13 protein-coding genes are annotated in these 12650 nt (G+C 59.2%); 9 read left to right on the top strand and 4 right to left on the bottom strand.

Translation table 11 applies throughout. From position 1 onward, the window contains the following. Positions 1-127 precede the first annotated feature (127 nt). From ACR0MV_RS04645 to ACR0MV_RS04625, 5 genes are all read left to right on the top strand, one after another. Positions 128-574 (top strand): phasin family protein, encoded by a 447-nt coding sequence (locus ACR0MV_RS04645; protein WP_170426456.1) that lies wholly within the window; start codon positions 128-130, stop codon positions 572-574. A gap of 198 nt (positions 575-772) precedes the next feature. After that, a complete protein-coding gene (dusA, locus tag ACR0MV_RS04640; RefSeq protein ID WP_480701246.1) occupies positions 773-1786 on the top strand; it encodes a tRNA dihydrouridine(20/20a) synthase DusA in 1014 nt (337 codons plus the stop codon). Positions 1787-1826: 40 nt separating this feature from the next. Next, positions 1827-2651, top strand: coding sequence for a sulfite exporter TauE/SafE family protein (locus ACR0MV_RS04635; protein ID WP_170468679.1), 825 nt, complete (start codon positions 1827-1829; stop codon positions 2649-2651). Next, a complete protein-coding gene (locus ACR0MV_RS04630; RefSeq protein ID WP_480701123.1) occupies positions 2648-3430 on the top strand; it encodes a hypothetical protein in 783 nt (260 codons plus the stop codon). The genes ACR0MV_RS04635 and ACR0MV_RS04630 overlap by 4 nt, the downstream gene beginning before the upstream one ends. A gap of 32 nt (positions 3431-3462) precedes the next feature. Continuing rightward, entirely contained in the window at positions 3463-4191 is a 729-nt protein-coding gene (locus ACR0MV_RS04625; RefSeq protein WP_170428259.1) for a SpoIIAA family protein, read from the top strand. Positions 4192-4449: 258 nt separating this feature from the next. Here ACR0MV_RS04625 and ACR0MV_RS04620 read toward each other — a convergent pair whose 3' ends face one another. From ACR0MV_RS04620 to ccmI, 3 genes are read right to left on the bottom strand one after another with little or no spacing between them, the layout of a single operon-like run. Beyond that, on the bottom strand, positions 4450-4683 hold the full coding sequence (locus ACR0MV_RS04620) for a DUF1289 domain-containing protein (RefSeq protein WP_480701122.1): 234 nt from the start codon (positions 4681-4683) through the stop codon (positions 4450-4452). Between the two features lie 17 nt (positions 4684-4700). Next, entirely contained in the window at positions 4701-5165 is a 465-nt protein-coding gene (ruvX, locus tag ACR0MV_RS04615) for a Holliday junction resolvase RuvX (RefSeq protein WP_170428253.1), read from the bottom strand. After that, positions 5162-6388, bottom strand: a complete 1227-nt coding sequence (ccmI, locus tag ACR0MV_RS04610) for a c-type cytochrome biogenesis protein CcmI (RefSeq protein ID WP_480701121.1) — start codon at positions 6386-6388, stop codon at positions 5162-5164. The genes ruvX and ccmI overlap by 4 nt, the downstream gene beginning before the upstream one ends. A gap of 196 nt (positions 6389-6584) precedes the next feature. Between ccmI and ACR0MV_RS04605 the strand changes: the two genes are divergently transcribed. The 4 genes from ACR0MV_RS04605 to ACR0MV_RS04590 all read left to right on the top strand — a co-directional run bounded on the left by ACR0MV_RS04605 (position 6585) and on the right by ACR0MV_RS04590 (position 11851). After that, a complete protein-coding gene (locus tag ACR0MV_RS04605; protein ID WP_170468673.1) occupies positions 6585-7829 on the top strand; it encodes a sarcosine oxidase subunit beta family protein in 1245 nt (414 codons plus the stop codon). A gap of 75 nt (positions 7830-7904) precedes the next feature. Then, positions 7905-8234: a sarcosine oxidase subunit delta gene (locus ACR0MV_RS04600; protein ID WP_170468671.1), complete on the top strand. Its 330-nt coding sequence runs from the start codon at positions 7905-7907 to the stop codon at positions 8232-8234. A gap of 43 nt (positions 8235-8277) precedes the next feature. Next, positions 8278-11292 carry a sarcosine oxidase subunit alpha family protein gene (locus ACR0MV_RS04595; protein WP_480701120.1) on the top strand — a complete coding sequence of 1005 codons (3015 nt, stop codon included), beginning with the start codon at positions 8278-8280 and terminating at the stop codon, positions 11290-11292. Next, positions 11285-11851: a sarcosine oxidase subunit gamma gene (locus ACR0MV_RS04590; RefSeq protein ID WP_480701119.1), complete on the top strand. Its 567-nt coding sequence runs from the start codon at positions 11285-11287 to the stop codon at positions 11849-11851. Before ACR0MV_RS04595 ends, ACR0MV_RS04590 begins: the two co-directional genes overlap by 8 nt. A gap of 31 nt (positions 11852-11882) precedes the next feature. Here the strand turns inward: ACR0MV_RS04590 and ACR0MV_RS04585 are convergent, their stop codons facing one another. Further along, positions 11883-12644, bottom strand: a complete 762-nt coding sequence (locus ACR0MV_RS04585; RefSeq protein ID WP_480701118.1) for an FkbM family methyltransferase — start codon at positions 12642-12644, stop codon at positions 11883-11885. Positions 12645-12650 lie beyond the last annotated feature (6 nt).

Here is a 12650-nt window from a genome sequence, read left to right as displayed (position 1 = left end):
AACTTGGTGCGGCAAGGTTTTTCTGCATTGCAGCAAAAAAACCTTGCAATGCTGCATTGCGGCATCCATATTGTCCTTACGCTGAGGAAAGCCGGGGTGGGCCCGGTTCGGCAAAAGGATTTGTAAAATGGCAAAGACGCAAGATTTCACTGCGACCCTGAAAGACATGATGGGCGCGTTCCCCGTTGACACCACCGCTCTGGAAGGTGCCTTCAAGTCGACCGCGACGCTGAACGAAAAGCTGTCGGGTGTTGCTCTGGAAGCGGCTGAAAAGTCGGCCGAGATCTCGAACAAATGGACCAAGGACACCCTGGCCAAACTGAGCGAGATGTCGAAAGCCAAAGCAGAGCCTGCAGACTACGCCAAAGCGGCCACCGATTTCGCCAGCGCATCGGCTGAAGTTGCTGCAGAAAACATGGCCGCCTTCGCTGAGATCGCGAAAAAGGTTCAGACCGAAACCGTTGAGCTGCTGATGGCGGCTGGCAAAGACGCAGCCGAAGACGCAACCGCGGCCGTCAAGAAAGCCACCAACGACGTGACCGCAGCTGCCAAGAAAGCCGCTGCTGCCAAGTAAGCAAATGCCGCGAGGCGCACCCGTTCCTCCCATCCGGTGCAATCGCGTAGGGCAGGTCGAAAGACCTGCCCTTTCTTTTTGTGCCGAAGGCCCTGTCTGAAGTGATGCGCCCTTGGTTGCGAAACCATGTTTGGTGCAGTAAGCCAGCAGCCTAGTTTAGCCCGAGATCAACCGATGACAGCGCCGTCAAACTCTGTGATGCAAAGACAATCCACTTCGGCAGCCCGTGTTTCTCAGGCCGCAAGGCTGTCTGTCGCTCCGATGATGGACTGGACCGATCGTCATTGCCGGTATTTGCATCGCTTACTCAGTCAGGACACGCTTCTATACACTGAAATGGTGACCGCCCCGGCCTTAGTGCGCGGAGGGGCATTGCATCTGTTGGACTACAATCCACAAGAACACCCTGTCGCCCTGCAACTGGGTGGGTCTGATCCGCAAGAACTGGCGCAGGCGGCGCGACTGGGGGCGGAGGTCGGGTATGATGAGATCAACTTGAACTGCGGCTGCCCCTCGGACCGGGTTCAATCGGGTACGTTCGGTGCGGTGTTGATGAAAGAGCCCGAACGGGTCGCTGATTGCGTTTCTGCAATGCGTGAGGCAGTTGATGTTGAGGTCACTGTGAAGTGCCGCATTGGGGTCGACGATCAGGACCCCGAACAGGTTCTGCCAGATTTCCTGCAGGCCATTCAGGCGGCGGGGTGCCAACGCGTCACAATCCATGCGCGTAAGGCCTGGCTACAGGGGCTGAGCCCCAAGGAAAACCGGGACATTCCGCCGCTAGACTACGATCTGGTGCACCGCATGAAGGCGGCGTTCCCCGATATGCATGTCTCGATCAATGGTGGCATTACCTCGTTGAAACAGGCGCAGGCGCAGCTTGAGGCTGGTTTGGACGGCGTCATGATCGGGCGCGCGGCGTATCACCAACCAACCGACATTCTAGCCGAGGCGGATGTTCGGATTTTTGGCGCCGGACAGGTGGCGGATCCGATTGATGTCGTTCACAAAATGGTGCCCTATGTGGAACGTCACCTTGCCAATGGTGGGCGTTTGCACCAGATCACGCGTCATATGCTGGGCCTGTTTGCCGGTCGCCCGGGCGCACGCGCATGGCGACGGGCTTTGTCCGAGGGTGCGGTACATGACGGTGCTGGCCCCGAGGTGATGCTGCAGGCTCTGGACAGTATCGCGCCATTGGCCGAAGTTTGAGTGGAACGGAATACGGCTGTGAGGCCGGTTTGGGGGGATGATGCCCGAGACGATGTTGCTGGCCCAGATGCTGGGCCTTTTGCTTGTGATCGGGGCGCTGGCCGGCGTGCTGGCTGGATTGCTTGGTGTCGGCGGCGGCATTGTGCTGGTGCCCGCGTTTTTCTATGCATTTCAGACCCTTGGGTACGGTGGCCCGCAGTTGATGCAGCTGTGTCTGGCGACCTCTTTGGCGACGATCATCGTGACTTCTTTGCGCTCGGTTCTGGCGCATAACAAGAAGGGCGCGGTCGATTGGGATATTCTGCGCGGTTGGGGTCCGGGGATCGCGGTCGGTGCTATTGTTGGCGTACTGGTCGCCTCTGCCTTGCGTACCGAGGCACTGCAGGCTCTGTTCGGGGTGCTGGGCATGGTGATCGGTGCTTATCTGGGGCTTGGCAAATCTGAGTGGCGGCTTGGCGACGCAATGCCCAAGGGCGTTAAACGCGCGGTTCTGTCTCCGTCGGTTGGGTTTTTGTCGGTTCTGATGGGGATTGGGGGGGGCAGCTTTGGTGTGCCGCTGATGAGCCTGTTCAACACGCCGATCCACCGGGCAGTGGCGACGGCGGCCGGGTTTGGCGTGATCATCGCCGTGCCCTCGGTTCTTGGCTTTCTGTTTCTTGATATCGCGCCCGAGCATCGCCCTCCGCTGACCATTGGGGCCGTCAATCTGGTGGCTTTTGCGATCGTAGTGGCCATGACCATGATCACCGCCCCGTGGGGGGTGAAGCTGGCGCATGCGATGGATCCGAAACCTTTGAAGCGTGTGTTCGCGGTGTTCCTGACGCTGGTTGCGCTGAACATGTTGCGCAAGGCACTGGGGCTGTGACCGACTTTTGGGACAAAGGCTGGATCCGGTTTCCGTATGATCCTGCCCTTGCCCGGTGGGTTGATCATGCCTTGCCGCAGGCGCGGGCTTCGGTCACCGATCCCGCGTTTGCCGAGTGGCTTGATTGCGAAGGTACCTGGTTTATCGGGGTAGATGCGCTGGACAACGATCCCGAGGGCAGGGTGGGGCAATCGAACCCTCTTTCAGGTCAGGCCATGACTTTTGTCTCTCAGCATTACGGGCATTTGCCGCTTCACAAGGGGCAGGTCTCGGTTGTCTATCCCGGCTATCCACGGCCGCGCCGTGGCGAAAGCGAAGCGGCCAGTCGCTACCGGCGGAACCGTGATGCGGCACATGTGGACGGGCTGCGCCCTATGGGGCCGGATCGTCGCCGACGCGTCGACGAACCGCATGCCTGGATCCTTGGTATCCCGTTGACCGAGGCCAGCGCAGACGCCGCTCCGATGGTTCTATGGGAAGGCAGCCACAAGATCCTGGGTCCCGCTTTTGCGCGCGCAATGGAGGGCCAGCCCAAGGATACCTTGCATCAGATCGACATCACTGAGATCTATCAGGCGGCCCGCCGCGAGGTTTTTGAAACTTGTTCCCGTATCGAGTTACCCGCAAAGCCGGGCGAGGCGTATCTGCTGCATCGCCATTGCCTGCACGGTGTTGCGCCCTGGGCCGAAGCGGCTTCAGCCGGGCCGGATGGACGAATGATCGCCTATTTCCGCCCAGAATTTGCAGGGGGTGTAGCGGAGTGGATCGAATCCCCGTAACCTCCTGCCATTATTCAGGTTTGGAGGGTTTCATGATTACGGTTCATACCGATTCCGAAGGGGCACAGATCGAGGTCGAGCTGTCCGGCGAAGTCACCAGCAAAGATTACAGCGAAACATTGGTGCCCGCGATCGAGGCCGCACTGGCGGATCATGACGCGGTGCGGATGCTGGCTATCGTGCAACCAGAGTTCCAAGGCTATGACCTTGGGGCCGCTTGGGCGGATACGAAACTTGGCCTCAGCCATTGGCGCGGGTTCGACCGCATTGCTGTTGCAGCCGATCAGGGCTGGGTCCGATCCGGCGTTCATCTGGCTGCACCGATTTTGCCATGTCCGGTTCAGGTGTTTGACCTTGCCGAACTTGAGGCCGCGCGCCGTTGGATGCGAGAATCTCTGGGGGCCATTCATGTCACCGATCTGGGCGGACCCTGTGTTCAGATCAGCCTGATGGGAAAACTGGACCCGGATCAATACAAACAAGCCGAGCGCGATCTTGATGCTGTTCTTAGTACCAAGGACGGGTTTCGCCTGCTGATTGATTTGCGAGAGTTTGACGGCTGGCAGGGGCTGACAGCGTTGGCCGCGCATTTCCGGCTGGCACGAGGGCACGTAGGACTGTTGGACCGCGCGGCCATTGTGGGGGACAAGGCCTGGCAGCATATCGCGCAACGCGTGGCCAGTCATGTTCTTGGCGCGCGTACGCAGTTCTTTCCGTCCGAAGAGTTTGAAAGCTCAAAGACCTGGCTGGCTGCGGGATAGCGCGTCTGTTTTGCAACATAAATGCTGCGCAAGTTGACCATTACGTCAAGTTAAGTAAACGAGCGTTCAATTTTTCTTGATCGACTGGTCAAAAAACATTAAGCAACCATTGTCCGCCCGTCTAACCACTTCGGGTGTACGCCTTTTTTGAAACGCCGCTGTGGGTTGCCACTCACTCAACGTTTGTCTTGGAACTTGACCCCCTCGTAGTTCAGACCAACCCGCAGCGGCGCGGATACATCCCTGAATTGAGAGTTCTTAGGATTTGTTCAAGCGTGCAGAACGTCCGCCACGCCGCTTGGAAAGGCGCGGTTTGCGGGCAGGCAAGTCATCCATGATTTCTGCACGTTCACTGCTGTCCATTTTTGACCAGCGCGTGATCTCGTCAATGGTGCGATAACAGCCGGTACAGATGCGTTCGGTCGGGTGCACGACGCAAATCTGGATGCAAGGGCTTTCGACCTCGTTCCTTTTCCAGACCATGTTTGTCATCGGTGTTCCCCGTGCCGTTACAAAAAGCGCAGCCTATCCAGTGCTCCTTGCAGAATATAGCCAGCCGCGACGTGGTCGATAACCTGTCCGCGACGTTTTCGTGTCGTATCCGCCTCCAGCAGTGCTTTTTCTGCCGCAACCGTGCTAAGCCGTTCGTCCCAAAAGCCGATTGAAACCTCGGTCAGGCGCGACAGGTTTCGGGCAAAAGCGCGGGTTGATTGGCAGCGAGGGCCTTCGGTTCCGTCCATGTTTTTGGGCAGGCCGAGGATAACACCGCCGATCTCGCGATCAGCGATGATCTCAAGCAAGCGAGCGGAATCGAGGGTGAATTTCTTGCGCCGCACAGTCTCAAGCGGGCTGGCCACACCGCGCATCCGGTCGGACACGGCGACACCGATGGTTTTCTCGCCCAGATCGAGCCCCATCAGCGCTGTCATCGGCGGAAGATTGGCCGCGAAGTCTTCAAACGCGTCATGGATCATTGTGCGATACCGGCTTGGTAGGCTGCGGCGTCGATGATCTCGAGCGCTTCTGCGTTTCCGGCAAAGACTTCCATCGCCTCGTTCTTGATGTCGATGGCGCGCTGTCCCTCGCCCAGAACGCCCAGCGCAGCTATCAGGCGGGCCCAGTCTTCTGGCGCACCACCTTCGGTAGCCAACCGGTCCGAAAGCTGATTGACCATGCCACGGATCATCTCTTGCCGTTCTTCGGGGGTCAGGGCGGCCGCAGCGTCGATATCGTCTTGCGAGGGACCAGAAATCGCAGGTGCCGGAATCTCGGGCGCGTTGAACACACCTGCGCGGAAGGCCAGCTCATCCAACTGTGCCAGGATCGCATCCGCCCACGGAGCTCCGGCAGGCGCGTTGCGCAGCGCGTCGGTCCAGATACGGTATCCAATGTCAGGCCGCCCGACCTGCACCATCATCTGGCCCAGGTAATACAGCGCCGGACCATGGCGAGGATCGCGCTGCAGCGCCTGACGCAGCGCCTCTTCGGCTTCGGGCGACACATATCCGCGTGCCGACAGGATCATCATTTCGGCCAGATGCGAATAGGCGTCCGCAGGAACCTGATCTCCAGACAATTCGATGACACGCTGTTGAGCTTTGTAGGCCGCCGGAAAATTCCCTGCGTTCGCTTCATGTTGTGCCAGAAGAATGTGCCCCTGAAGATCGTCAGGGCGCGCAGCCACGGTTTCGCGAAGCTGGTTCAGCAAAGAGGCGTAGCTTTCATCCAACTCCGGCAGCGGGGCTGGCGTTGCGGCGGCTTCTGCCTCGGCCTGATTGGGGCGTTCCGCGCGGAGAATTTCGGCCTGTTCAAGCCGCAGAGACAACGGCTGATCCGGCAGGCCCGCTGCGCCCATACGGTTGTACATCCAGGCCGCGCCCCCAACCAGAAAGGCACCAACAAGCGCAATCCCAGTGATCGTGACCCAAACCGGTGGCCCGGCCTGCGCTGTCTGCGCCTGCATTTGGGCATCAGCCGCCAGAATACGACGCGAGATTTCAGTTCGCACACGCTCGGCATCTGCTTCGCCAATAACGCCGCGCGCCAGATCCTTGTCCACTCCCGCCAGCTGTTCACGATAAACTCGCAGGTCATAAGCAGCGGCCGGTTCGCGCGTATCGCGCCCCCGCAGCAGGGAAAAACCCAAAAACACCGCTGTTACCAGCGCGGTCAAGATGATCACGGCCCAGAACGTCATGGCTTCTCCGATATGGCTGCCCTGACTTAGACCTCTGGGCAGGGCGAAAAAAGGGACAAATGGCCGCTGTTCGACTTCATGTCGCAATAATGGAGCCTATGTCGCAATAATGCGATATTACGGCGTTGCACGGCAGGGGCGTATTGTCGTTACACGTCATATCTTCGCCCAATCACCGAACCGGATGGATTCGCTTATGAAACACTATTCAGCCTTTGCTGTGGCGCGCGAAGCGCTGCGCTATCACACCGGATGGGAGCGCGCGTGGCGTTCGCCCGAGCCCAAGAAGAAATACGACGTCATCATCGTCGGTGCCGGCGGCCACGGATTGGCCACGGCGTATTACCTGGGCAAGAACTACGGCATCCAGAATGTTGCCGTGATCGAAAAGGGCTGGCTGGGCGGTGGAAATACCGGCCGCAACACGACCATCATCCGCTCGAACTATCTGCAGGATCCGTCTGCTGCGCTTTATGAAAAGGCGCGTGGCCTGTACGAAGATCTGAGCCAGGAGCTGAACTATAACATCATGTTCAGCCCTCGCGGCGTCATGATGCTGGCGCAAACCCAGCACGAGATTCGCGGCTATCAGCGTACCGCGCATGCGAACGCGCTGCAGGGCGTAAAGACCGAATGGATCGGGCCAGAGCGCGTCAAGGAACTGGTGCCGATCATCAACATCGACGGGCCGCGTTATCCGGTTCTGGGTGCCCTGTGGCAGGAACGCGGCGGCACAGCTCGCCATGACGCGGTTGCGTGGGGGTATGCCCGTGCATGTTCCGCGATGGGCATGGACATCATCCAGCAGTGCGAAGTCACCAGTATAAGGTCGGAAAATGGCCGTGTCGTTGGTGTGGATACAACCAAGGGCGCGATTGATTGCGAAAAACTTGGCATCGTGGTTGCGGGGCATTCCGGCCAGCTGGCCGAGATGGCAGGCTTCCGTCTGCCGCTTGAGGCGATTGCGCTGCAGGCGCTGGTGTCGGAACCGATCAAACCCTGCATGGACGTGGTCGTAATGGCGAACACCGTGCACGGTTATATGTCTCAATCGGACAAGGGCGAGATGGTGATCGGTGGTGGTACCGACGCGTACAACAATTTCACCCAGCGCGGTTCGTTCCATCATATCGAGGAAACGGTGCGGGCGCTGGTCGAGACCTTCCCGATGATCTCGCGCCTGAAGATGCTGCGCCAGTGGGGCGGGATCGTGGACATGACCGGTGATCGGTCACCGATCTTGTCGAAAACACCTCTGGGCGGCTGCTTCATCAACTGCGGCTGGGGCACGGGCGGTTTCAAGGCCATCCCGGGCTCGGGCTGGGGCATGGCGCAGCTGATGGCTACGGGTCATTCACCGCTGACCGAAGCCTTCACGCTGGACCGCTTCAAAGAGGGCCGCTTTATCGACGAAAGCGTCGCCGCCGGGGTGGCGCACTAAGGCCCGACCTAATAGCGCCACTGTTTAGAATTCTGGTTGGCCGCGGTGCCAACCGACCGCCAAAAGGATGATCACATGCTGATCCTGAATTGCCCTTATTGCGGCGTCGATGCCGAAGAAACCGAACTCACCGCCGGTGGTGAGGCGCATCTGAAACGCTATGGTCCGGGCTCGTCCGAGGATGAGTTCCACGACTACCTGTTCATGCGCGAAAACCCCAAAGGCGTTCATTTCGAACGTTGGCGTCACAGCAACGGCTGCGGCAAGTGGTTCCACGCTGCGCGCTGTACGCAAACGTTGGAAGTGTTTGGAACTTATTCGGCCCAGACCACCGAGCCGCCCCAAGAAATCAAGGACGCGATCACCGCAAAGCGTCCCGGCTGGACGTGGAGAGAGTACAAATGATCCGCGCCGCCATCCGTAATTCCGCCTGCGAAAGGTCCGCAACATGAGCACCCGTCTCGCAAAACAAGGCCGGCTGATTGACCGGTCGAAAAAGGTCACGTTCACCTTTAACGGCACTTCGATGCAGGGCTATGAGGGCGATACGCTCGCCTCGGCGCTGTTGGCCAATGACCAAATGATGATGGGCCGGTCGTTCAAGTACCACCGTCCGCGCGGCGTTGTCGCCAGCGGCGCGGAAGAGCCGAACGCCCTGGTTGGGCTGGGCGAGGGCAATCGGTTTGAGCCGAACCAGCGCGCCACCACGACCGAACTTTTCAACGGCCTAACCTCGGTGTCGCAGAACCATTGGCCGAACCTTGAGTTCGATGTCGGGTCGATCAACACCCATCTGTCGCGTTTCCTGCCGGCTGGTTTCTACTACAAGATGTTCATCCATCCGAAACCGTTCTGGAAACACGTCTACGAACCGTTCATCCGTCAATCCGCCGGTCTGGGCAAAGCCCCTGACAAGGATAGCCGCGATGCGGACACCTACGAGCACTTCTATGCCTTCACCGACGTTCTGGTCATCGGCGGCGGTATCGCGGGTCTGCAAGCGGCTAAGGCCGCGGCCCAATCCGGTGCCAAGGTTCTGCTGATCGAGCAGACGGCCCATTGGGGTGGCCGCGCTCCGGTTGATGGGGGAACCATCGACGGCGAGCTTGTGGATAAGTTCGTGGAGCAATTGGTTTCCGAGCTTGAAACAATGGATAATGTCACCATGCGCGCTCGTTGCATGGGGGCAGGTGTCTATGACCATGGCTATGTGCTGGGGTATGAGCGCCTGAATGACCACAAGCCGGGCACGCAAGGTCCGCGTCACCGCCTGTGGCGCATCCGCGCCAAGCAGGTGGTCACCGCGACGGGTGCCATCGAACGCCCGTTGTCCTTTGCAGGCAACGATGTCCCAGGTGTCATGCTCGCCTCAGCGATGCGCGACTATGTGGTGAACTGGGGCGTGACCCCGGGCGAAAAAGTGATCGTGGCCACCAACAATGACGATGCGTATCGGACAGCGATCATCCTGAAACAAGCGGGTGTGAACGTCCTGCGCGTGGTCGATGCGCGCGCCGCAGCGGGTCCTCTGGCCGAAGAGGCGCGTCAGCTTGGTATCCGCGTTGACCCCGGCAAAGCAATCGCCAAGGTCAAGGGCGGCAAGCGCGTCAAGAAGGTTGCAATCTGCAATCAGGAAGGCATCGGTGGCGCTCGCGAAGAGGTTGAGTGCGACGCGGTGGCAATGTCGGGCGGATGGTCTCCGGTCGTCCATATGTGGTCGCATTGCGGCGGCAAACTGATCTGGGATGAAGCCAACGCGCATTTCCGCCCAGATCCCGATCGTCCTCCGTTGGGCGCAAATGGAGAAGGGTTTGTCGTGGCCGCAGGTGCCTCGAATGGACCTTTGGCCTTGGGTGAGGTTTTGACCGACGCGCACGCTGCGGGCAAAGCAGCTGCCAAAGCCGCCGGGTTCAAGCCCAAGAACACCAAGGCTCCGTCCGGGGAAACAACCGGCGAAGCACCGATGGAAGCTGTGTGGCTTATGCCAGCGAATGCTGAAATCCAGCTGCGCATGAAGTCTTGGCTGGACTTTCAGAACGACGTCAAAGTCTCGGACGTTCAGCTGGCCGCGCGCGAAGGGTATGAAAGTGTTGAACATACCAAGCGCTACACCACGCTGGGCATGGCGACCGACCAGGGTAAGTTGAGCAACATCAACGGTCTGGCGATCCTTGCTGATGCGTTGGAATCTGAAATCCCGAAGGTCGGAACCACCACATTCCGTCCGCCGTACACCCCAATTTCGATGGGTGCGATTGGCGGCGAAGCGCGGGGCGAGGTTTTCCAGCCGATCCGTCGTACTCCGATGCATGACTGGCATGACAAGAACGGCGCTGATTGGGAGCCGGTCGGCCATTGGCGCCGTCCGTATGCCTATGTTCGTGCAGGTGAAACCGTCCATGATGCGGTGAACCGCGAGGTGAAAAACACCCGTGATAACCTTGGACTGTTGGACGCCTCGACGCTGGGCAAACTGATCGTCAAAGGCCCGGATGCCGGGAAATTCCTAGACATGATGTACACCAACATGATGTCCACGCTGAAGATCGGCAAATGCCGTTACGGTCTGATGTGTTCGGAAAATGGGTTCCTGATCGACGACGGCGTAGTCGCTCGGATCGACGAAGACACCTGGCTGTGCCACACAACCACCGGCGGAGCGGAACGTATCCACGCCCATATGGAAGAGTGGTTGCAAACCGAGTGGTGGGACTGGAAAGTCTATGTTGCCAACGTCACCGAGCAATACGCTCAGGTCGCCGTGGTCGGCCCTAATGCTCGCAAAGTGTTGGAGAAGCTGGGTGGCATGGATGTCAGCCCCGAAGCGCTGCCATTTATGGAGTGGCGTGACGGTCAGATCGGTGGGTTCGATTGCCGTGTCTACCGGATCTCTTTCTCGGGCGAGTTGAGCTGCGAGATCGCGGTGCCTGCATCGCAAGGACAGGCTTTCTGGAACGCGCTGATGGAGGCTGGAAAAGAGTTCGGAGTGATGCCGTATGGCACCGAATGTCTGCACATCCTGCGGGCCGAAAAGGGCTTTATCATGATCGGGGACGAGACCGATGGCACCGTGATCCCACAGGATCTGGGGCTGAACTGGGCGATCTCGAAAAAGAAAGAAGATTTCCTTGGAAAGCGCGCGCAGGAGCGGTCGCATATGACCGACCCGGATCGCTGGAAATTGGTTGGGCTTGAGACTGTGGATGGTTCCGTCCTGCCTGATGGAGCTTACGCAGTCGGCGAGGGCGTCAACGCCAACGGTCAGCGCAACATGATCGGGCGTGTGACCTCGACCTACTACTCGGCCAATCTGGGCAAGGGCATTGCCATGGGGCTGATCAAGCACGGTCCCGACCGGATGGGAGAAGTTGTCGAGTTCCCCGGAACTGATGGCAGAACCTACAAAGCAAAGATCGTGGACCCGATCTTCTTCGACAAGGACGGGGAGAAGCAGAATGTCTGAACCCATCAGCGCACTGAACCACGCCAGCTATGACGGAATCGCCAAGGTCGAAGAATGCGGCCTGCAGGGTATGATCACCCTGCGCGGCGATCTGTCCGACAAGGTACTGGCCAAGGCCGTGAAGGACGCCACCGGGCAAAAAGTGCCCGGTCAGCGCGAAGCTCTGGTCGATGGTGAAACCGGCGTTTGCTGGATGTCCACCGACGAGCTTTTGGTGCTTGTTCCTTATGCCGAGGTCGAGGCCAAGCTGACCGCCATGACCAACGCGCTTAGCGGCACGCATGCGCTGGCGGTCAACGTCTCGGATGCTCGTGCTGTGTTCCGCATCGGCGGCAGCAGCGCCCGCGAGGTGCTGGGTAAGCTGGCACCGGTTGAATTGTCGTCAGAGGCTTTCCAACCCGGCCAAATCCGCCGTTCGCGTCTGGCGCAGGTGGCGGGTGCATTCTGGATGGACGACGCCGAAACGCTCCGCGTCGTCTGTTTCCGCTCGGCTGCAGACTATGTCTTCAACCTGCTGAAGGTTGCGGCGCAACCGGGCAGCGAAGTCGGTGTTTACTAAACCAAAGAACGGCCCCTTTCCGGGGCCGTTTCTACTTTGAGAACAGATACGTTCCGAAACCGGACAAGGCGTCAGAACTGACAAAATCATCCTTGGACGTCACACGACCCATCCCATCTCGGCATTCCGAATAAAACGCGAGCGTGTCAAACAGGGCGGCCATTTTTTCTTTGCGATCATCCGCATTCAAGTAGGGCGCGTGCGTCGAAAGATATAGGGCAGGGCGGTTCTGGTTCAGCCAGTTGGCGAGCGTCGGAACAACCGAATACTCGGCCCCTTCAATGTCCATCTTGACCAGAGAAACGCCTGATAGGTCATTCACGGCCTCGAACTGATCCCAAGCGATGGTCAGGGCGTCGCTGCCATGAGTGCCGTCATGCAACAAAGAACTTGTGGAGTCACCGGGCTCCCCACGGACCGACGCCATGCGGGCCACTCCAAACCGGTCCGACAGCGCGACACCAAAGGCCGAGACATTCTCGAAACCGTTCAGGTCTAGGTTCCAGGCAAGATGCCGGAACGCCGTGGGGTCTGGTTCAAAACACCAGACGTGCCGCGCCTTGCTGGCACCATACAGCACCGTCGGACCAATCCACGCGCCGATGTCCAGATAGTCACTGTCCGGGGACAGGAACTGATCCAGCACGGCAAAGGTTTCGGGTTCCCACTGGCCCGAGGCCGCCTTGCGCCAGAATTTCGAATGATAGGGATCCAGACGAAATGGCGCGCCGTTCAGGTTGCCCGCATAGTATCCGCGGGCGCGGTAAAACATCTTGCGCGCCTGTGTCAGCATCGCCTG

This window comes from Ruegeria sp. BC3, from assembly GCF_056539265.1.
The sequence above is the reverse complement of the archived record's forward strand: the minus strand, read 5'-3'. Positions and strand labels throughout refer to the sequence as shown.